16 protein-coding genes and 1 pseudogene are annotated in these 19,295 nt (G+C 70.3%); 9 read left to right on the top strand and 8 right to left on the bottom strand.

Annotated features, from left to right (window positions below):
* Positions 1 to 95 precede the first annotated feature (95 nt).
* Positions 96 to 1,031 (bottom strand): cyclase family protein, encoded by a 936-nt coding sequence (locus ACTWQR_RS08065; RefSeq protein ID WP_443226229.1) that lies wholly within the window; start codon positions 1,029 to 1,031, stop codon positions 96 to 98.
* Between the two features lie 96 nt (positions 1,032 to 1,127).
* On the opposite strand from ACTWQR_RS08065, the gene ACTWQR_RS08060 reads away from it, so the two are divergent.
* The 4 genes from ACTWQR_RS08060 (at position 1,128) to ACTWQR_RS08045 (ending at position 5,842) form a co-directional block, all read left to right on the top strand.
* Positions 1,128 to 2,036: an SDR family oxidoreductase gene (locus ACTWQR_RS08060; protein WP_443226228.1), complete on the top strand. Its 909-nt coding sequence runs from the start codon at positions 1,128 to 1,130 to the stop codon at positions 2,034 to 2,036.
* 121 nt (positions 2,037 to 2,157) lie between these two features.
* The gene (locus ACTWQR_RS08055) at positions 2,158 to 3,306 is read left to right on the top strand and encodes an acyl-CoA dehydrogenase family protein (RefSeq protein ID WP_443226227.1); all 1,149 of its coding nucleotides are present in this window, start codon (positions 2,158 to 2,160) and stop codon (positions 3,304 to 3,306) included.
* 80 nt (positions 3,307 to 3,386) lie between these two features.
* A complete protein-coding gene (locus ACTWQR_RS08050) occupies positions 3,387 to 4,427 on the top strand; it encodes a Zn-dependent alcohol dehydrogenase (RefSeq protein ID WP_443226311.1) in 1,041 nt (346 codons plus the stop codon).
* A 152-nt stretch (positions 4,428 to 4,579) separates the two neighbouring features.
* Positions 4,580 to 5,842, top strand: a complete 1,263-nt coding sequence (locus ACTWQR_RS08045; protein WP_443226225.1) for an MFS transporter — start codon at positions 4,580 to 4,582, stop codon at positions 5,840 to 5,842.
* Here ACTWQR_RS08045 and ACTWQR_RS08040 read toward each other — a convergent pair.
* Positions 5,747 to 6,817 carry a GlxA family transcriptional regulator gene (locus tag ACTWQR_RS08040; protein WP_443226224.1) on the bottom strand — a complete coding sequence of 357 codons (1,071 nt, stop codon included), beginning with the start codon at positions 6,815 to 6,817 and terminating at the stop codon, positions 5,747 to 5,749. The two genes, ACTWQR_RS08045 and ACTWQR_RS08040, sit on opposite strands and share 96 nt — an antisense overlap.
* A 158-nt stretch (positions 6,818 to 6,975) precedes the next feature.
* Between ACTWQR_RS08040 and ACTWQR_RS08035 the strand changes: the two genes are divergently transcribed.
* Entirely contained in the window at positions 6,976 to 8,277 is a 1,302-nt protein-coding gene (locus ACTWQR_RS08035; protein WP_443226223.1) for an MFS transporter, read from the top strand.
* On the opposite strand, the gene ACTWQR_RS08030 is transcribed toward ACTWQR_RS08035, so the two are convergent.
* From ACTWQR_RS08030 to ACTWQR_RS08015, 4 genes are all read right to left on the bottom strand, one after another.
* Complete coding sequence (locus tag ACTWQR_RS08030) at positions 8,267 to 8,914, bottom strand: flavin reductase family protein (protein ID WP_443226222.1); 648 nt, start codon at positions 8,912 to 8,914, stop codon at positions 8,267 to 8,269. The two genes, ACTWQR_RS08035 and ACTWQR_RS08030, sit on opposite strands and share 11 nt — an antisense overlap.
* A 102-nt stretch (positions 8,915 to 9,016) precedes the next feature.
* Positions 9,017 to 9,832, bottom strand: coding sequence for an enoyl-CoA hydratase/isomerase family protein (locus ACTWQR_RS08025; RefSeq protein WP_443226221.1), 816 nt, complete (start codon positions 9,830 to 9,832; stop codon positions 9,017 to 9,019).
* 475 nt (positions 9,833 to 10,307) lie between these two features.
* Complete coding sequence (locus ACTWQR_RS08020) at positions 10,308 to 12,545, bottom strand: acetate--CoA ligase family protein (RefSeq protein ID WP_443226220.1); 2,238 nt, start codon at positions 12,543 to 12,545, stop codon at positions 10,308 to 10,310.
* Between the two features lie 780 nt (positions 12,546 to 13,325).
* Positions 13,326 to 14,543, bottom strand: coding sequence for a flavin-containing monooxygenase (locus tag ACTWQR_RS08015; protein WP_443226219.1), 1,218 nt, complete (start codon positions 14,541 to 14,543; stop codon positions 13,326 to 13,328).
* A gap of 577 nt (positions 14,544 to 15,120) precedes the next feature.
* Between ACTWQR_RS08015 and ACTWQR_RS08010 the strand changes: the two genes are divergently transcribed.
* From ACTWQR_RS08010 to ACTWQR_RS07995, 4 genes and pseudogenes are all read left to right on the top strand, one after another.
* The gene (locus ACTWQR_RS08010; RefSeq protein WP_443226310.1) at positions 15,121 to 16,521 is read left to right on the top strand and encodes an AAA family ATPase; all 1,401 of its coding nucleotides are present in this window, start codon (positions 15,121 to 15,123) and stop codon (positions 16,519 to 16,521) included.
* Between the two features lie 128 nt (positions 16,522 to 16,649).
* A pseudogene (locus tag ACTWQR_RS08005) lies at positions 16,650 to 16,757 on the top strand (DoxX family protein); the annotation flags it as partial.
* Between the two features lie 26 nt (positions 16,758 to 16,783).
* Positions 16,784 to 17,242 (top strand): Zn-ribbon domain-containing OB-fold protein, encoded by a 459-nt coding sequence (locus tag ACTWQR_RS08000; protein ID WP_443226218.1) that lies wholly within the window; start codon positions 16,784 to 16,786, stop codon positions 17,240 to 17,242.
* 114 nt (positions 17,243 to 17,356) lie between these two features.
* Positions 17,357 to 17,977: a GNAT family N-acetyltransferase gene (locus ACTWQR_RS07995; RefSeq protein ID WP_443226217.1), complete on the top strand. Its 621-nt coding sequence runs from the start codon at positions 17,357 to 17,359 to the stop codon at positions 17,975 to 17,977.
* Between the two features lie 96 nt (positions 17,978 to 18,073).
* Here ACTWQR_RS07995 and ACTWQR_RS07990 read toward each other — a convergent pair whose 3' ends face one another.
* Positions 18,074 to 18,751 (bottom strand): pyridoxine/pyridoxamine 5'-phosphate oxidase, encoded by a 678-nt coding sequence (locus tag ACTWQR_RS07990; protein ID WP_443226216.1) that lies wholly within the window; start codon positions 18,749 to 18,751, stop codon positions 18,074 to 18,076.
* Between the two features lie 49 nt (positions 18,752 to 18,800).
* Complete coding sequence (locus tag ACTWQR_RS07985) at positions 18,801 to 19,226, bottom strand: pyridoxamine 5'-phosphate oxidase family protein (RefSeq protein ID WP_443226215.1); 426 nt, start codon at positions 19,224 to 19,226, stop codon at positions 18,801 to 18,803.
* Positions 19,227 to 19,295: the final 69 nt, after the last annotated feature.

The raw sequence follows: 19,295 nt of genomic DNA, 5'->3' as shown, positions 1-19,295 counted from the left end.
GGGGCGAGCAGTGACGCGCCGCCAGCCGACCCTTCTTGCGGGCCCTGCTCTCTCAAGGTGTCGTCGCCTGTTCGGCGGGGTCGCTCAGGGGTGTCTCAGAGGATGGCGACCGGTGCCACGGGGGTCCCTGTGCCGCCGACGAACGGTTCGGGCATCGCCGACAGCAGGAACACGTACCGGGATTCTTGTCCACAGGCTGTGGACAACTCTTCGAGATTCCAGTTCTGGCCTTGGAGCATGCCCATCTCGACGAGGTCGAGAGCGTGCACAGGCAGCCACAAATCCTCTATTTCCGGCGGAAATATCTCAAAGGTCATGGTGTCGTTCGCGACCGCCGCGACGTCGCGCGCGTGGAACCACTCCGGGGTGCGGACGGAGAGTCCGGGGGACGGGTACGCGTACGCGTGCTTGTCGCCGGCCAAGTAGAGCTGGATCTGGCCGGTGCGGACCAGGACGATGTCGCCGGCGCGGACCTGTGTGCCGGCGAGTTCCTCGGCCGCCTCCAGGTCCTCGGGGGTGACCGGGTGGCCGCCGTCCAGGCGCTCCTTGCCGCGTGCGCGGGCCACGTCCAGGAGGATGCCGCGCGAGACGATGTGCCGGGGCTTGTCGATGCCGCTGAACTCGGCGCCCGCGTGGGCCGTGACGGTGTCGGCCGGGCGGCCGTTGTAGATCTTTCCCGAGTGTGAGACATGGGTGAGCGCGTCCCAGTGAGTGGCCGCCTGGAGGCCCATCGTCACCGCGTCGTCGTTGCACGCGACCGTGCCGGGGCCGAAGATCTCCTGGTTGATCTGCACCATCGCGTGCAGCGGGTTGATCCGGCCCGGGATCATGCCGGTCTGCACGCCGTCCTGCTGGAGGGGGAGGGCGAGGGGGACGCGGCGGCCCGTACGGACGGTCGCGGCGGCCTCGCGGACGACCGCGTCGGTGATGAGGTTCAGCGTGCCGATCTCGTCGTCGGCGCCCCAACGGCCCCAGTTGTTCACGCGCTTGGCGATGTCGTGGAACGCCGGATGCAGCGTCGGCAGTGACATGGACCCTCCCCAGGGCTTGTCTTCGGGTATCTGACGGGTCGTAGAATCTGAGTCGAATCTAACGGACCGTCAGAAACTGCGGGAAGGGGCCGGGGCGTGGGGAACTTCTTGGCAGGCAAGGTCGTCGCCGTGACCGGGGCGGGGCGGGGCATCGGACGCGCGGTCGCGCTGGCGGCCGCGGCTGAAGGGGCGCGGGTCGTCGTCAACGACTTCGGGGTGTCGATCGAGGGGGCGGAGCCGACGAGCTCGGTGGCCGATGCCGTGGTCAAGGAGATCGAGGCGGCGGGCGGGGACGCGGTCGCGGTGGCCGACGACATCTCGACGATGGCGGGCGGGCAGCGGGTCGTCGACACGGCGGTGGAGGAGTACGGGCGGCTCGACGGGGTCGTCTGCGTGGCCGGCATCCTGCGCGAGCGGATGCTCTTCAACATGTCCGAGGAGGAGTGGGATCCGGTCCTCGCCACGCATCTGAAGGGCACGTTCACGGTGTTCCGCGCGGCGTCGGCGGTGATGCGGGGGCAGCGGTCCGGGACGCTCATCGGGTTCACGAGCGGCAACCATCAGGGATCCGTCTCCCAGGCCAACTACAGCGCGGCGAAGGGCGGGATCATCTCGCTCGTACGGAGCGCGGCGCTGGGCCTCCACAAGTACGGGGTGACGGCGAACGCGGTCGCACCGGTCGCCCGTACGCGCATGTCGGCGAACGTGCCGATGGAGTTGAAGGAGATCGGCGAGCCCGAGGACGTGGCCGCGCTGGTCGCCTATCTGCTGTCGGACCGGGCCCGCGAGGAGCGGATCACCGGGCAGGTCTACACGATCGCCGGGCCGAAGATCGCGGTGTGGGCGCAGCCGCGGGAACTCCGCGCCGCGTACGCGGAGGGGTCCTGGACGCCGGAGAGGATCGCGGACTTCCTGCCGGGGACCGTGGGCGTGGACCCGATGCCGATGCTCGAGCAGGTGGAGGAGATGGCGGAAGCGGCGAGGCGCTCCGCGCGGCGGGCGTGACGGGCGCCGCAGGGGCTGGGCGGTTCGGTGGGTGCGGGTTGTCTGTGGCCGGTCACGCCCACACGGCGGAGCCACGAACGTCACAGCCCCGCGTCCCTATCCAGGCGGGCGGGAGTACTTCATGGAGTTCGGATTCACACCGTCGGACGAGGCGTTTCGTGCGGAGGCGCGGGCGTGGCTCGCGGAGCACGCAACGGATGCCGAGGAGCGCAGGACGTGGGAACGCGCGCTCGGCAAGGCCGGTTGGATAGGCCTTGGCTGGCCCGAGGACGGCTACGGCAACCGGCGGGCCGGCCTCACCCAACAGGTCGCCTGGGCGGAGGAGTACGCCCGCTCCCGGGCCCCCGCTCGCTCCGGGCACATCGGCGAGAACCTCCTCGCCCCCACGCTCATCGCCAACGGCAGCGACGAACAGAAGAAACGCTTCCTGCCGCCGATCGCCCGCGGCGAGGAGCTCTGGTGCCAGGGGTACAGCGAGCCCGGCGCGGGTTCGGACCTCGCGGGGGTTCGGACGGCGGCGGTACGGGATGCGGACACGGGCACGTATCGGATCACCGGGCAGAAGATCTGGACCTCGCTCGCCCACGAGGCGGACTGGTGCTTCGTCCTGGCCCGCACGGAAACGGGATCCCGGCGGCATCACGGGCTGAGCTTCCTGCTCGTGCCCATGGACCAGCCGGGTCGCATCGAAGTCCGGCCGATCCGCCAGATGACCGGGACGAGCGAGTTCAACGAGGTCTTCTTCGACGGTGCGCACGCGCGCGTGGAGCACGTTGTCGGGGGCGAGGGGAACGGGTGGCAGGTCGCGATGGGGCTGCTGGGCTTCGAACGGGGCGTCTCCACGCTGGCCCAACAGATCGGCTTCGCGAAGGAGTTGGGGCGGGTGGTCGAGGTGGCCGTCGCTACGGGTGCGGTGGACGATCCCGTCGTACGTGACCGTCTCGTACGGCAGTGGGCCGAGCTGCGCGCCATGCGGTGGAACGCCTTGCGGACGCTGGGGAGTTCGGCCGATCTCGGTGCCCCCAGTGTGGCCAAGCTGCTGTGGGGGCGGTGGCATCAGCGGCTCGGTGAGCTGGCCGTGCAGGTGCGGGGCGCGGGCGCGGCGGTGGGGCCGGTGGACTGGTCGGCCTCGAAGCCGTACGAACTGGACGCTCTGCAGCACCTGTTCCTCTTCAGCCGGGCCGACACCGTCTACGGGGGCTCGGACGAGATCCAGCGCACGATCATCGCCGAGCGCGTGCTCGGCCTTCCCAGGGAGCCGAGGGGTTGAGTATGGGCGCGATGCGAGACGGGGTCACCCGAGGTGAGGTCTCCCGGGACGGGCTCTCCCGAGGTGGGGTCTTTCGAGGTGTGGTCTTCGACGGGAAGCAGACCCAGGTCGTGGACGACTTGGAGGTACGAGACCCCGGGCCCGGCGAGGTGCAGGTCGCGATCGCGGCGGCCGGGCTGTGCCACAGCGATCTGTCGGTGGTGGACGGGACCATACCTTTCCCGGTTCCTGTGGTGCTCGGCCATGAGGGCGCGGGTGTGGTCGAGGCGGTGGGTGTGGGCGTCACCCATGTTCAGCCCGGAGATCATGTCTCCTTGTCCACGCTCGCGAACTGCGGTGCGTGCGCACAGTGCGACCGGGGACGGCCGACGATGTGCCGGAAGGCGATCGGGAGGCCGGCCCAGCCGTTCACGCGTGACGGTCGGCCCGTGTACCAGTTCGCTTCCAACTCGGCCTTCGCGGAACGGACGTTGGTGAAGGCCGTGCAGGCGGTCCGGATCCCGAAGGACATTCCGATGGCCTGCGCCGCGCTGATCGGGTGCGGGGTGCTGACCGGGGTCGGTGCCGTGCTCAACCGTGCGCGGGTGGATCACGGGGAGAGCGTGGTCGTCATCGGCACGGGCGGGATCGGGCTCAATGTGATCCAGGGAGCACGGATCGCCGGTGCGCTGAAGATCGTCGCGGTGGATGCCAACCCGGCGAAGGAGGCGACGGCGCGGCAGTTCGGGGCGACGCACTTCCTGCCCTCGACGGAGGGGGTGAAGGACATCCTCCCCACGGGCGCGGACCACGCCTTCGAGTGCGTCGGCCGCGTGGAACTCATCCGCCAGGCCATCGACCTGCTGGACCGACACGGCCAGGCGGTCCTCCTCGGGGTTCCCCCGGCGACGGCCGAGGCGTCCTTCCTCGTCTCGTCGATGTACCTCGACAAGTCCATCCTCGGCTGCCGCTACGGCTCGTCGCGCCCGCAACGGGACATCGCGCTGTACGCGGAGCTGTACCGGGAAGGGCGGCTGCTGCTGGACGAGTTGGTGACGCAGACGTATCCGGTGGAGGACTTCGAGAAGGCGGCGGCGGACGCGCATGCGGGGCGGGTGGCTCGGGCGGTGCTGACGTTTTGACGTCGCGGTGATGGCGAGGTCGAGTCGCTGTCGCTGTCGCTGTCGCTGTCGCCGAGGTCTGGTCAGGGGCGCCGATGTCCGGCACGCGGAGTTGTCCACAGGGCCGGAAATCCTGTGGGCCGCTGTCAGTGCCGTCCCATAACGTCGTCGCCATGACCTACCGCGATGTCGCCTCCAAACGGGTGCTGACCTGGGCGCTTGTGGCCATCGGCGCGAGAATGCCGGTGGCCATGGCACCCCTCGCCCTCGTGTTCCTCGTGCGCGAGCGCCCCGGCGGCTACACGCTGGGCGCGATCCTCGCGGCGGTGTACGTGATCGGCGAGATCGTCGGCGCACCGCTGCTCGGCATGCGGATGCGGCCGGAGCGGGCCCGCCCACAGCTGGCCCTGGGCCTGGTGGTGGGGGCCGTCGGCTTCGCGGGACTGGGCGCGCTGCCGGAGGCACACCCGGTGGTACTCGGCGCGTTCGCATTGGTCGCGGGCTCCGCTCCGGCGGCCGTGACCGGGGGCCTGCGGACGCTGCTGACCGAACTGGTTCCGGAGCGGTCCGTCGCACAGGCGCTTTCGCTCGAGTCGGTGTTGACCTCAGTCATATGGGCCCTGTCGCCGGCCGCGGTCGCGGGATTCGCGCTCGGAGTCGCCCCCTGGGTTCCGCTGCTGCTGGCGGCTGCCCTGATGGCGGCCTCGGTGGGGGGTCTGTGGGCGCTGCCGACGGGCTGGTCGGCGGACGAGACGGACCGCGACGGCGAGTCGATGGTGCGCATCCTGGTCCGGGCCTGGCCGGTGTACTTCACGGGTGCGGCCAGCCTCTCCCTGCTCGCCCTCGCCGAACTCGTGCTGCCCGCACTCATGGAGCAGCGCGGCACAGGTGTCGGCTGGTCGGGCCCGCTGCTCGTCGGGTTCTCCCTCGGCTCGGCGGTCGGTGCGTTCGTCTACGGGCTGCGTTCCTGGCCGGGACAGCTGCGTACGCGAAGTCTGGTGCTGATGACCGGCGTCTCGGCCTGTGTGGCGCTGGTCGCGCTGATACCGGACCTCGCCTGGATGGCCGTTGCCCTGGTCGCCGCGGGCATGTTCCAGGCGGGCGCGACGCTCACCCGCAACGTCGCCCTGCGCGAGGCCCTCCCGCCGAGCGCCCTGGCCGCGGGCTACTCCGTGATGTACGCGGCCGTGGGCGCCGGTTACGCCGCGACCGGTTCCTTCGCGGGCGCCCTGCTCCAGGTCGTGGCGCCCTCGACGGCGATCCTGGCGGGGGTGGGGCTGACGATGGTGCTGGCCCTCATAGGCGCGTGGGGCGAGCGGGGCCGGGCGGGAGAGGCGCCGTCAACTTCCGGCGCCGGAGACCAGGTTGGACGCGAGGTTGTCCGATCGGAAGGTACGGCGATACGCGGTCGGCGTGACTCCGAGCGCCGACTGTAGGTGCTGGCGCATCGACTGGGCCGTGCCGAAGCCGGAGTCGTGGGCCACCTGGTCGATGCCGAGGTCGGTGGATTCGAGGAGGTGCCGGGCGCGTTCGACACGTTGCTGGGTGAGCCACTGGCCGGGGCTGACGCCGGCCTCCTCGCGGAAGCGGCGCGTGAAGGTGCGTACCGACATGGACTCCTGCTCGGCCATGTCGCGGAGCTGGATCGGCTCGTGCAGACGGCTCAGGGCCCAGGCGCGGGCGGCGGTCGTGGTGGCCAACTGCGGCTCGGGCACGGGGCGTTGGATGTACTGCGCCTGTCCGCCGTCGCGGTGCGGCGGTACGACCGTGCGGCGGGCCACCTCGTTGGCGACGGCCGTGCCGTGGTCGCGGCGCACGATGTGGATGCACAGGTCGATGCCGGCCGCGACACCGGCGGAGGTCAGCACGTCGCCGTCGTCGATGAACAGCACGTCCGCGTCGACCCGGACCTTCGGGAAGAGGCGCTGGAAGTGCTCGGCGGAGGACCAGTGCGTGGTCGCCGGGCGGCCGTCGAGGTATCCGGCGGCGGCGAGGACGTATCCGCCCGTGCAGATGGAGACGAGCCGGGTGCCGGGCCGGATGTGCGCGAGGGCGGCGGCCAGTTCCTCGGTGACCACGCCCTCGTCGTGGACCGGGCCGCGGTCGTAGAAGGCCGGGACGACGACGGTGTCGGCGGTGGCCAGGGCCTCAGGCCCGTTCTCGACGAGCACGGAGAAGTCGGCGTCCGTCTCGACCGGGCCCGGCGGCCGGATCGAGCAGGTGACGAGCTCGTACAGCTTCCGGCCCTCCGCGTCGCGGGCGCGACCGAAGATCCGTTGCGGAATGCCCAGCTCGAAGGGGAGGAGGCCGTCCAGGGCGAGGACGACGACGCGGTGCCGACGGTGTCGACCGTGTGGACGGAGAGGGGTCTGAGTATCCGTGTGCGTGCCCGTTCCCGTGTAGGTACCCATGGCCCGATCCTAGCGAATGATGTCCTTCGGGCCACTCGCTCGTGGGGCTCACGGGCCGGAAGCTCTATGACGTGACACAGACATCCGATGCCGCGGCCGAAGCGGCACCTGGCACCGCATCCGGAGCCGCATCCGCCTCCGCATCTGAAGCCGCTGCCGTGGTCGCAGCCGCTCGGGAGTCCGAGACCGGAAGGCGTCGCACTCGGGTGCACCGGGCGTGGTTCGTGGCCGCCGTTACCTTCGTGACGATCATCGGGGCCGCGGCTTTCCGGTCGCTGCCCGGGCTGCTGATCGACCCGTTGCACCAGGAGTTCCACTGGTCGCGCGGCACGATCGGTCTCGCGGTCTCCATCAACCTCGCGCTGTACGGTCTCACGGCGCCGTTCGCCGCCGCGCTGATGGACCGGTTCGGCATCCGGCGGGTGGTCGCGCTCGCCCTGGTGGTGATCGCGCTCGGCTCGGGTGCCACGGTGTGGATGACGGCGGCATGGCAACTGCTGCTGTGCTGGGGGCTGTTGGTCGGCCTGGGTTCGGGTTCGATGGCGCTGGCCTTCGCCGCGACCGTCACGAACCGCTGGTTCACCGAGCGGCGCGGCCTGGTGACGGGCATCCTCACGGCGGCCTCGGCCTCAGGCCAGTTGATCTTCCTGCCGGTGTTGTCGTGGATCGTGTCGGAGCACGACTGGCGTCCGGCGGCGGTGACGGTCTCGCTGGCGGCCCTCGCGGTCGTCCCCTTCGTGTGGCTGCTGCTGCGGGACCACCCGGCGGACGTGGGACTGAAGCCGTACGGGGCGACGGAGTTCGTCGAGAAGCCGCCGCCCATGCCCGGGGCGGCGCGGCGGGCGGTGAAGGTCCTCTTCTCGGCGGCGCGCACCGGTCCGTTCTGGCTGCTGGCCGGTACGTTCGCGATCTGCGGGGCCTCGACGAACGGCCTGATCCAGACCCACTTCGTGCCCGCGGCCCACGATCACGGCATGCCCATCACGGCGGCCGCGTCGCTGCTCGCGGTCATCGGCGTCTTCGACGTCGTCGGCACGATCGCCTCCGGCTGGTTCACGGACCGCTTCGAGCCGCGACGACTGCTGGCGGTCTACTACGCCCTGCGCGGCGTGTCGCTCCTCTTCCTCCCGATGCTCCTCGCACCGAGCGTCCACCCCCCGATGATCTTCTTCATCGTCTTCTACGGTCTCGACTGGGTCGCCACGGTCCCGCCCACCATCGCCCTCTGCCGCGAGCATTTCGGCGACGACAGCGCCATCGTGTTCGGCTGGGTCCTGGCCTCCCACCAGGTGGGTGCCGCCCTCGTCGCGTTGCTCGGGGGCATCGCTCGGGACACCTTCGGCTCGTACGACGTGATGTGGTACGCCTCCGGGGCGCTGTGCGCGGCGGCGGCGCTGATGGCCTTGGTGATTCGGCGGCGGCCGGTTCTGGACGCCAGTCCGGCAACCGTCAGTCCGTGAGCGGGCCGAACCGGCCGAACCGGCCCCGGTGGAACAGCAGCGGGGTGTCGTCGGCATCGTCGGACGTACCCAGTGCGTCCACCCGTCCCACCACGATCAGGTGGTCGCCGCCCGTGTGCATGGCGTGGATCGTGCAGTCGATCCACGCGGGGGCGCCCGCGAGGCGTGGGGAGCCGGAGACCGGCGCCGCGTCGTACTCGACCCCGGCGAACTTGTCCGTTCCGCTCACCGCGAAGCCCCGGCACAACTCGCCCTGGTGGGCGCCCAGGACGTTCACGCAGAAGACGCCCGCGCGGGCGATGCGCGGCCAGGTGGTCGACGTACGGCCGACCATGAAGGCGACGAGTGGCGGGTCGAGTGAGAGGGAGGAGAAGGACTGGCAGGCGAAGCCGGCGGGGCCGGTCAGGCGGGCCAGGCCGGTGGGGTCGTCTTCGGCTTCGGGTGTGGTGGCCGGTGCGGTGACGACCGTCACGCCGGTCGCGAAGTTGCCCAGTACGCGCCGGAATTCGGCGGGATGGATCGGGGTTCGCTCGTCGTCGCCGACGGCGCGCAGATCCGGGCGCGGCAGTGGTTCGACGGGGCCCGCGGCCGTCGGGGCTCCGGCTGACCTGAGGTAGCGGACTGCTGCGGCGGCCATTCCTGCGTGTCCCATCACATCACCCATTGAAGCTGACGGTACGTCAGATAGGAAGCCCTGGAGCGGTGCGAAGGGCCGGAGCGGGCCTGGGGGATGGGATGCTCAGCGGCCTCGGAACTCCGGTCCGCGGCGCTTCACGAACGCCGCCACCCCCTCGTTCGCGTCCGTCGTCGTCATGTTGATCTCCTGCGCGGTGGCCTCGGTGGCGAAGGCGGTGGCGCGGTCGGTGTCCAGGGATGCGTTCACCAGTTGTTTCGTGAGGGCGAGGGCCCTGGTCGGGCCGGTGGCGAGGCGTTCGGCCCAGGTGCGGGCCGTCTTTTCCAGGTCCTCGGCCGGTACGACACGGTTGACGAGGCCGAGGCGTTCCGCGTCCGCGGCGGTCAGGGCATCGCCGAAGAACATCAGCTCCTTCGCCCGTTGTGGGCCGATCAGGCGGGGGAGGAGATACGCGCCGCCGCCGTCCGGAACCAGGCCACGGCGTACGAACACCTCGATGAACCTGGCCGACTCGGCGGCGACGACCAGGTCGCAGGCGTATGCGAGGTGGGCGCCGATTCCGGCCGCCGTGCCGTTCACCGCGGCGATCACCGGCTTCTCGCAGTCGAGGACCGCGGAGATCAGGCGTTGTGCGCCGAGGCGGATGACTCGGCTTACGTCGCCGGCGACGCGGTCCCCGCTGGGCGGACCGCCGCGCAGGTCCGCACCCGCGCAGAAGCCGCGGCCCGTCGCGGTGATCACGACGGCCCGTACGTCGGGGTCGGTAGAGGCTTCGGCGAGAAGTTGAATCAGGCGTTCTCGCTGGTCGGAGGTGATGGCGTTCATGGCTTCGGGGCGGTTGAGGGTGATCCAGGAGACCTGATTGTCAGTGGCGTGAAGTACCAATGAGTCAAGGGATTCGCGGGGGGTGGTGGCGGACATGGGGTTCTCCGTTTCGTACGTGGGTGTGAGTGTCTCCGGCGGTGGGGCGATTGTTTGGTGCGGGCTGGTGGGGGCCGGGTGCGCAGTTCCCCGCGCCCCTGAAAGCGCGCCTCAGGTCGGTTCGTACAGTGCGGGTGGGTGGGGGCTTGTCGCGCAGTTCCCCGCGCCCCTAAAAGCGGTGCCTCGCGCCGGTTCCTATGGTGCGGGCCGTCAGCGGCTGGTCGCGCAGTTCCCCGCGCCCCTGACGGGGCCCTCAGCCCCCACCCATCCGCAGCCTTCCGTCGGCGTGAGGGGGCGTGCCGGGGCGTCCGAGCGCCGCGCTTCCCGGCCAACCCGACTACCTCAGAGCGGCGGTCGGATGTCCCGACGCGACCCCGACCCCCCACACACCCAAGGGGCGGGGAACTGCGCGACCAGCCCCCACCCACCCGCAGACAAACAAACAACCCAACCGCCCAACCGCCGGAGGCAACCGTCAGCGGCACACCGCCAGCGCGTCCAGGGCCACCGCCCCCTGCCCCCGCGGCAGCACCATCAGCGGATTGATGTCGAGCTCCGCCAACTCCCCGTCGAGTTCGAGAGCCATACGCTGGACTCGCAGCACGACCTCGACCAGCGCGTCGAGGTCGGCCGGAGGACGACCGCGGACTCCGTCGAGGAGTGCGCGCCCCCGGAGCTCGGAGAGCATGTCCCGCGCCTGGTCCTCGCCGAACGGCGGCACGCGTACGGCCGTGTCCCGCAGCACCTCGACGAGCACGCCGCCGAGTCCGACCGTCACGGTGGGTCCGAAGAGCTCGTCGTGCGTGACGCCCACGACCATCTCGACACCGGGCTCGACCATCTGGCAGACCAGGACACCGTCGAGCGAGACGTCCTCGTAGCGGGCGATGTCGGTCATCTCCCGGTAGGCGTCCCGGACCTGGCTGGCGGAGGTCAAGCCGATCTTCACGAGGCCGAGTTCGGTCTTGTGGGCGAGCTGCGCGCCGGAGGCCTTCATGACGACGGGGTAGCCGACGAGCCCGGCCGCCCGGACGGCCGCCGCCGCGCTGGTCACCAACTGCTCGCGCGGCACCCGGATCCCGTACGCGCGCAGAAGCTGCTTCGCCGCGTGTTCGCTCAGCTGCTGTCCCGGACGCATGAGGGCCTGCGCCTTGCGGAAGGACGGCGAGTGGGTGCGCGGCGCCTCGTCGAAAGGGGAGCGGTAGAAGGAGGTGAACCGGGCATGGTCGAGGTGGGCGCGGACGGCCGTGATGCAGTTCGCGAACGTGCGGAACGTGGCGACGCGCGACGAGCCCAGCAGCGTGTCGCGGTACGCGGACTCGGTGCCGACCGGCGACCCCCACACCACGCACACCAGCTTGTCCGTCTGTTCCGCCGCGTCCACCAGATCCTGCGCCAGCTTGTCGCTCATCGGAGGGAAGGGCCCGGTGATGGGGCAGATCAGCACACCGACCGACGGGTCGGCGAGGATCGCGTCGATGATCTTGCGGCCGCGCCAGTCGCCGACCGGGTGCCCGCCGTTGTCGACGGGGTTGGCGACGTCGAGGTACTCGGGTATCCACTGGTGCAGCTCGGCCTGCTTGTCCTCCGAAAGCCGGGGCAGCCGCAGCCCCGCCTCCGTCGCCAGGTCGGAGAAGTGCGCGCCCGTGCCGCCCGAGATCGAATAGACGACGACACCGTCGGCGCCCGTGGTCAGCGTGTGGGTGCGGGCGCGGGCCAACAGGGCGGCGGTGTCCTGGAGTTCGTCGAGGCCGTCGACGCGGATCACGCCGTACTGCCGCATCGCCGCGTCCACCACCGCGTCGGCGCCGGTCAGCTTGCCGGTGTGTGAGGCGGCCGTCCGGGCCCCGGTCTCCGTGCGGCCGACCTTGACCGCGACGACGGGGACACCGCGCCGGGCGGCCCGGTCGGCGGCGAGGAGGAAGGAGCGGCCGTCCTTCAGCCCTTCGACGTAGCAGGCGATGGCACCGACCTCCGGCCGCTCGGCGAAGTAGGAGATGAAGTCGGCGGTTTCCAGGTCGGCCTCGTTGCCGGTGGGCGCCCAGTGCGAGAGCCGTACGCCGAGTTCCTGCATCGTGAAGACGGGACGCCCCTGGTGCCCGGACTGGGTGATCAGCGCGATCGCCGGTCCGTCCAGGTCGTCGCGGAACTTCTCGAAGGCGTTGAGGTTGGTGTTCGGCCCGAGCAGCCGTAGCCCGGAGCGCTCCACGGCGGCGGTGAGCCGGGCCTGCGCGGCGGCACCCTCCGCCCCGGTCTCGGCGAACCCGGAGGCGAAGGCGACCGCGAACTTCACTTTGGCCTCGGCGAGTTCCTCGATCACGGGAAGGGGATCGGAGATCAGCAGCACGGCCAGGTCGACCTGCTCGGGCAGGTCCGCGACAGAAGGGACGCACGGTATGCCGAAGACGGACTGACGCGTGGGATGCACCGGGTGCAGTCGCGCGCCGACCCGCTCGGCCCAGGCCAGCAACTGCTGGGTGATACCGGTGTTCGGCCGCCCCTCGGTGTCCGAGGCGCCGATGACGGCCACGGACTCGGGCCGGAAGAAGCGGTCGAGGTCGGGTACGCCGGCGTACAGCGGCCGGCCGCTGACGTCGAGGTCGTCGGTGGCGGCAGGCCTGCCGTGCACGGCAGGTGCCGGTTGCTCGCCGCAGGCGGTGACCCGAGCCCGGCGGGAGTCGGTGGTGAGGGTGCCGTGGGTTGATCCAAGCATCGGTCCGCCCGCTCCTGTGTGGCTGCCAATAACTGACGCAGTGTCAGATTACTGGAACTGACGCCACGTCAGGAACTGGTCTGCACGCAAAGAACTTGTGGCGGGCACCGGGCTCCACGCACGAAAACGTGTGGCGGGCGAAAGGAGCCGTACATGGGTTCGTACCCGCTATGGCCGTCACCGGAACTCTGCGGCCGTCGCCGGAGACGCCAGGAACTGGGTCGGGACCCAAGAGAGCCCGTCAGGGCGCGGCAGAACCCATCCGAAAGCCGCACCCGCTACACCCGCCAGGTCCCGCGAGAACCCGAACCTGCGAGAACCCGAACCCGCGAGAACCCGAACCGGCCTGAATCTGCCAGGACCTGCCTGAACCCGCCAGGACCCGTCCGAACCTGTCAGGATCCGTCCGAACCTGTCAGGATCCGTCCGAACCTTCCAGGTCCCGCGAGAACTCGAACCCGCGAGAACTCGAACCCGCGAGAACCTGAACCTGCGAGAACCCGAACCTGCGAGAACCCGAACCCGCGAGAACCCGAACCGGCCTGAATCTGCCAGGACCTGCCTGAACCCGCCAGGACCCGTCCGAACCTGTCAGGATCCGTCCGAACCTTCCAGGTCCCGCGAGAACTCGAACCCGCGAGAACCCGAGCCTGCCTGAATCTGCCAGGACCGCCAGAACCCGCCAGGTCCCGTCCGAATCCGCCAGGACCCGCCAGGACCTGGCGGGCGTCGGCAACGTCGGTGGGCATCGTGGGCATCGGCGGACCCGCCGGGGGTGGCTCAGGGTGTGATGCGGGACGGATGCCTTCGCTCCGCGTCGCGTGCGATCGCCCGCGCGATCTTCTCGGCGTCGATGGCCAGTTCGCGGAGCATGCCGCTGATGGGGTTGGTGAAGCCGGTGAAGTACAGGCCGCGGGCGTTCTTCGGTGTGCGGGCGCCGTGCACGACGGGGCGACCTCGCCCGTCGAGTACGTCGAGGTGGCCGACGATGCCTTCCAGCGCGCGCCGGTAGCCGGTCGCGGCGATGACGACGTCCGGGCCGATCCGGTCGCCGTTCGCGAGGACGACCTTGCCGTCCTCGAACCCGTCGACCGCAGCCACGACCTCGACCCGCCCTTTCCGGACGGCGTCGATGAGGCCGACGTCCTGGACGGGAATGGACCCCTCGTTCACGCGCGAGTAGAGGCCGGTGTCGGGCCGGGGGAGCCCCTTCGCCGACAGGTCCGGCACGCTGAGTTTCGCCAGCGGCCGGGCCATCCGGTCCACCAGGCCGACCGGTAGCCGCCGTACGAGGACCGCGGTGTTCTGGGCCGCCCAGCCGGCCGTCGACCGGCGCACGATGTGCGGCGCGGTCCGCACCGAGAGCCGTACCCGCTGGGCCCCGCCCTCGACGAGGTCGACGGCGATCTCGGCACCGGTGTTGCCGACGCCGACGACGAGGACGTCGCGGCCGGCGTAGGGGGCGGGGTTGCGGTACTCGCCGGCGTGCAGCAGCTCGCCCTTGTACGCGTCGCGGCCGGGCCATTCCGGCACGCGCGGCGTGTGGTTGTAGCCGGTGGCGACCACGACCGCGCTGCCCGTCAGCTCACGTCCGCCGGTGGCGTGCAGCAGCCACCCGCTGCCGTCGCCCAAGGGCTCCACGCGGGAGACCTCGACCCCGGTGACGATCTCCAGCTCGTGGTGCTCGGCGTACTTCTCCAGGTACCGCACCACGTTGTCCCGCGACACCCACCGCCCGAACGAGCGCGGCATGCGAAGTCCCGGCAGCCCAGACAGCCGCCGCGTGGTGTGCAGGTGCAGGCGGTCGTAGTGCCGCCGCCAGGACGCCCCGACCTGCTCGGACTTCTCGAGCACGACGGCCCGAACGCCGTGGGCGCGCAACGCGTACGCCGCGGCGAGGCCGCCCGGGCCGCCCCCGATGACGTACACGGGGCGGTCGTGGTGGGTCGGTACCGCGGGGTCCGCGGGCGGTGTGGAGTCGCCATTCGAGTCGGCCATGTGCCTGAGCGTATTCACGTCGTGACTTGATGGGTCTCGGTCAAGCCGGGAATCGGTTGCGAATAGATCACGACTGTAGGAGGGGTGTGTGGAACTCGTGGCGTAGGTCTCATGGAACGTGTGAGTTCGGTGTGGTGTGAGACGGGGGCGCGACACTGTGCGCCCTTGCGGGGCCTGCCTCGTCTTGGCGCGGGAGGGCGCCAGGAGCTCACGTCCCTGATCGACAGGCCCAGCCGGGTGAGGTGCTGCTCGTAGGTGGGGCGAAGGGCCTCGCCGTCGTCCGACGGCGTGGTGGGCGCGGGTTCGTGGAGGCCGAGCATTCGTGGGAGTTGCGACTCTCGGGCTCGCGATCGTCACTGTCCTGCTCTGTGGCTCAGTCCTGCTCTGATGGCTCAGTAGCTTCTTAGGGATATACTCCTTAGGGGTGCACCCCTAAGGAGTCAACGTGCAGCGTCAGGCATTGCCCGGCAAGCCGTCCCACGTCTACGACCGCGGCGCCGAATGGGACGGGCTCACCGCCTTTGTGGGCCGCCCCCTGCCGCACGCCATGCTCGGCATCGTCAGTGGGAGGCGCCGCATGGGTAAGACCTACCTCCTGCGGGCGCTCGTCGAGCAGTGTGGAGGCTTCTACTTCGGCGCCACGGCGGGAACCGAGGCGGAGTCCCTTCGTCAGTTCAGTGCCGCCCTGGCCGAACACGTGGGTTCCCCCGTACCTTTCTCCTTCGCCACCTGGGACGACGCGGTCTCCTATCTCTTCGGGCTGGCCGCCCGCGGAAAGAGAGGCGCCTCGGTGGGGTCGCCGCCGGGCGACCCGTTTCTCGTAGTCATCGACGAGTTCCCGTACCTGGTCAAGGTCGCTCCGGAGCTCCCGTCGCTCATCCAGCGCGAGATCGACCGTTTCCAGGTGGAGGAGAGCCGCATGAGGCTGCTCCTGTGTGGTTCGGCGATGTCCGTCATGGGTGGTCTCCTGGCCAGTACCGCGCCCCTGCGAGGCCGGGCACAGCTGGAACTCGTCGTGCGGCCCTTCGGGTATCGAGCGGCCGCGGACTTCTGGAGCGTCACCGACCCCGCGCTCGCCGCCCGGCTGCATGCCGTTGTCGGAGGTACGCCCGCATACCGTCGTCAGTTCCTGGCGGACGATGTTCCCGCGAGCCTCCGCGACTTCGACGGCTGGATCTGTCGTACGGTCCTCTCGCCGCTCAGCCCCCTCTTCCGTGAAGCGCGGTACCTGCTTGCCGAGGAAGCGGACATCCGCGACACGGCGCTGTATCACTCGGTCCTGGCTGCCGTGGCGCAGGGCAATACGACGCGCGGCGGCATCGCGGGTTACATCGGCCGCAAATCGGTCGACATCTCGCATCCGCTCAACGTCTTGGAGGACAGCCACCTGCTGGTGCGGGAATTGGATGTCTTCCGTGCCGGGAAGTCGCAGTACCGCATCACCGAACCGCTGATCAACTTCTATGAGGCCGTCATGCGTCCCTCCTGGGCGCGACTGGAGAGCGGTCAGGCCGCGGAGGTGTGGGGGCAGGCGGCGGAGCGTTTCGCTGCGCAGGTGGCCGGGCCTCACTTCGAGGCGATGTGCCGTGAATACGTGCTCGGACCAGGGCGGTCCCTGCTCAGTACGTCCCTGGGTGAAGTGGGCGGCGGTGTGGTGACCGACCCCAAGGAGCGTCGGCAGATTCAGATCGACGTGGCGGTGGTCGAACCGGGGTCCGGGGGGAGCAGGCCGTCGGTTGCTCTGCTCGGAGAGGTGAAATGGGGCACCGTCATGGGGGTCGGTCATCTGGAGCGGCTCGGCCGGGCCAGGGAACTGCTCGCCGGCCGGGGGATGGACACCACGCACTGCGGGCTGGCGTGTTTCAGTGCCGCGGGCTTCACCGACGCGCTGCGCGCCGAAGTCGTGCGAGGTGGCGTACTGCTGGTCGGCCTCGACGAGTTGTATGGGCGGGCGATGCCGACCGGGGTCCAGTTCTAGACCCCGCCGGTGGATCAGTGGCGTACGCCTCTTGCGCGTCTGCTGGCCGTGCGCTGAACTGACGTATCGTCAGATCTGTGGCTGTGGCTGTGGCTGTGGCTGTGGACGGGCCGGGAGCGAGGTGAGGTATGGACACGATCTGGCTCACCGGCTCGGAACGGGTCGCTGTTCTCCGTTTCGGCCTCGGGCCGTGGTGGCCGGAGAGCTGGCGGCACAAGGACCAGAAGGGCTGGTTCCTCTGATGGCTGGGGTGGTGGTTCCGATGGCCGCGCGGTTCGATGTACCGGAGGTCGACGCCTTCACGCGCCCGTACTGGGACGCGGCCGCCCAGGGGCACCTTCTCCTGCGCCGTTGCGGAGCGTGCGGGCGTGCCCACCACTACCCCCGCGAGTTCTGCCCGCACTGCTGGAGCGAGGACGTGACCTGGGAGCGGGCGAGCGGGCGCGCCACGCTCTACACATGGTCCGTCGTCCACCGCAACGACCTGCCGCCGTTCGGGTCGCGTACGCCGTACGTCGCCGCCGTCGTCGATCTGGCGGAGGGGCCGCGGATGATGACCGAGGTGGTGGACTGCGCGGAGGGGGCGTTGCGGGTCGGAATGGGGCTGGAGGTCTCCTTCCGCACGGAGGGCACGGAGGGCAGGGAAAGCGCGGAGGGCGCGGAAGGCAGGGAGGGCGCGGAAGGTTCGGTCACGGTCCCCGTGTTCCGGCCCGTTTCCTAGCCCTCTGCCTCTGCCTCTGCCCATGCCTCTGCCTCTGCCTCTGCCCCTGCCGGGGAGCCGGCCCGGGGCGCCCCCGCGGTCGGCCCTCCCAGCCCTCCGTTGTTGAATGACTCGATGACCGGCTTGTACGAATCCCACGCGTCCCACCCCTTCCCCGAACTCCATGGTTACGGTCTGCGGCTGCGCCCCTGGGACGTCGCGGCCGGTGCGGACGTCGAGGCATGGCTGCGTGGGTATTCGGACCCGGAGTTCAAGCGGTGGAACACGCCGCTCAAGCCGGTCGAGGACCGGCACGGGGCGCGCGAGTCAATGCGGGCGCGGGCCAGGGCGGCCGAGGAGGGTGCTGGGGCGTCCTTCTGCGTCACCGACGCGGACAGCGGTGCGACGCTCGGGCACATCGGCATCAACGACGTCGACCACGTCATACGAGTCGCCCGGGTCGGCTACTGGGTGCTGCCCGAGGCGCGCGGACGCCAGGTCGCCACCCGCGCTCTCACCCTGGCCGCACGTTGGGCCTTCGACGAATTCGGCTTGCACCGGCTGGAGTTGGGCCACGGGCTCGGCCATGACGCGTCCTGCCGGATAGCGGAGCGATGCGGATTCCCGTACGAGGGGACCTTGCGCGGGGCGATGTTCGAGGCGGGCCGGCACGACGCGTTCCGGGACCTGCATCTGCACGCACGGCTGGCCACGGATCCGGAACCGACGCCGAAGCAGGAACCGAAGCCGAAGTAGGAACCGAAGTAGGAATCGAAGTCGGAATCGGTGGATTCGCAGCGGCCGTAGAGCCGCGCAATTGGCGAGCGTCACCGACGACGATGCCGGGGACGACTACGGCCACAGCAGCTCCCTGACCCAAGTTCCCTCCACCCGCCGGTAGTTGAGCCGTACATGCCGTCGCCGTGCGTCCCCCTGGAAGAACTCCACCTCGTCCGGCTCCAGCACGTACACCGTCCACGACGGCACGGGCGCGTCCGGCTCGCGCTGGGCGCGGTCCCAGGCGGCGTTCGAGGCGCGCTCCAACTCCTCGTAGTCGCCCAGTACTTCACTCTGGTGGCCCACCAGCGCGGAGGCGAGAGCACCGGTCGAGCGGGCGTGCAGGTCGGCGTGGGCGACCTCGGGCGGGGCGGCGGTGACTCGGCCGCGCACCCGGATCTGCCGGCCCTGCACGGGCCAGTAGAAGCCGAGTGCGGCGTACGGTCTGGCCGCGAGCTGCCGTCCTTTGCGGCTGCCCGCGTGCGAGGCGAAGTGCCAGCCCTCCTCGTCGGCACCGTGCAGCATCACGGTCCGTACGTCCGGCCGCCCGTCCGCGTCCGAGGTCGCCAGCGACATGGTGTGCGGCTCGGTCTGCCCGGCGGCCACGGCCTCCGCGAACCACCGTTCGAAGAGCGGCAGCGGCTCCGCGGGGGCCGTGTCCGGGGTGAAGTGGGGCAGTTCGGTGTCCCAGACCCGCTGGGACCTCAGCAGTCGGACGAACTCGGAGGAAAGGGCTGAAGAGTCGGCACTCATGCCCCGATTGTCACGTGCGACCCGGCTCGGACGTCACCCGGGACCGGCGTCACACCGTACCGAGGTCGGACGAGAGCCAGTGTTCGGGCCGCATGCGGACGATCACCTGTTCGCCGTGCTCCTTCCAGGCGAAGTCGACGTAGCCGTCGACCTTCCCGGCCGGGAGGTAGCGGGCGGCGAGCTCATGGAGGTGCTCGCGGGTGGCGGGCGCTGTGTCGATGACCGGTCCCTCGACCGACACGTACCGGATGGTGGGCTCGAGCCGGTCGATCATCAGGGAGAACCGGCCCGCCGCACCGATGCGCTGGTTCTTGCGGGAGTCGAGTCCGGTCAGGATCCACACGATGCCGCCGGGTTCGTACTGGTACCAGATGGGCACGGTGAGCGGGGCGCGTCCCGCCCCGCCGTCGACCGCGAACGCGGCGACGTGGGGCTCGGAGAGGAACTGTTCGCGCTCTTCACGGGTCAGGGCCATGCGGGGCTCCTCCGGAGTGCGGGTGGTTGACGGTTTGTTGTTGCGGACAGTGGACGTCCTCGTCTTCAG

The organism is Streptomyces sp. 2A115, assembly GCF_052245575.1.
GTDB lineage: Bacteria > Actinomycetota > Actinomycetes > Streptomycetales > Streptomycetaceae > Streptomyces.
This window is presented reverse-complemented; position numbering and strand designations above follow the sequence as displayed.

What these genes read in the sequence shown, in the direction of transcription:
- ACTWQR_RS08065 (WP_443226229.1), bottom strand. Translation starts at nt 1,031, where the DNA reads ATGTCACTGCCGACGCTGCATCCGGCGTTCCACGACATCGCCAAGCGC.
- ACTWQR_RS08055 (WP_443226227.1), top strand. Translation starts at nt 2,158, where the DNA reads ATGGAGTTCGGATTCACACCGTCGGACGAGGCGTTTCGTGCGGAGGCG.
- ACTWQR_RS08045 (WP_443226225.1), top strand. Translation starts at nt 4,580, where the DNA reads ATGACCTACCGCGATGTCGCCTCCAAACGGGTGCTGACCTGGGCGCTT.
- ACTWQR_RS08040 (WP_443226224.1), bottom strand. Translation starts at nt 6,817, where the DNA reads ATGGGTACCTACACGGGAACGGGCACGCACACGGATACTCAGACCCCT.
- ACTWQR_RS08030 (WP_443226222.1), bottom strand. Translation starts at nt 8,914, where the DNA reads ATGGCCGCCGCAGCAGTCCGCTACCTCAGGTCAGCCGGAGCCCCGACG.
- ACTWQR_RS08025 (WP_443226221.1), bottom strand. Translation starts at nt 9,832, where the DNA reads ATGTCCGCCACCACCCCCCGCGAATCCCTTGACTCATTGGTACTTCAC.
- ACTWQR_RS08020 (WP_443226220.1), bottom strand. Translation starts at nt 12,545, where the DNA reads ATGCTTGGATCAACCCACGGCACCCTCACCACCGACTCCCGCCGGGCT.
- ACTWQR_RS08015 (WP_443226219.1), bottom strand. Translation starts at nt 14,543, where the DNA reads ATGGCCGACTCGAATGGCGACTCCACACCGCCCGCGGACCCCGCGGTA.
- ACTWQR_RS08010 (WP_443226310.1), top strand. Translation starts at nt 15,121, where the DNA reads ATGGGTAAGACCTACCTCCTGCGGGCGCTCGTCGAGCAGTGTGGAGGC.
- ACTWQR_RS08000 (WP_443226218.1), top strand. Translation starts at nt 16,784, where the DNA reads ATGGCCGCGCGGTTCGATGTACCGGAGGTCGACGCCTTCACGCGCCCG.
- ACTWQR_RS07995 (WP_443226217.1), top strand. Translation starts at nt 17,357, where the DNA reads ATGACCGGCTTGTACGAATCCCACGCGTCCCACCCCTTCCCCGAACTC.
- ACTWQR_RS07990 (WP_443226216.1), bottom strand. Translation starts at nt 18,751, where the DNA reads ATGAGTGCCGACTCTTCAGCCCTTTCCTCCGAGTTCGTCCGACTGCTG.
- ACTWQR_RS07985 (WP_443226215.1), bottom strand. Translation starts at nt 19,226, where the DNA reads ATGGCCCTGACCCGTGAAGAGCGCGAACAGTTCCTCTCCGAGCCCCAC.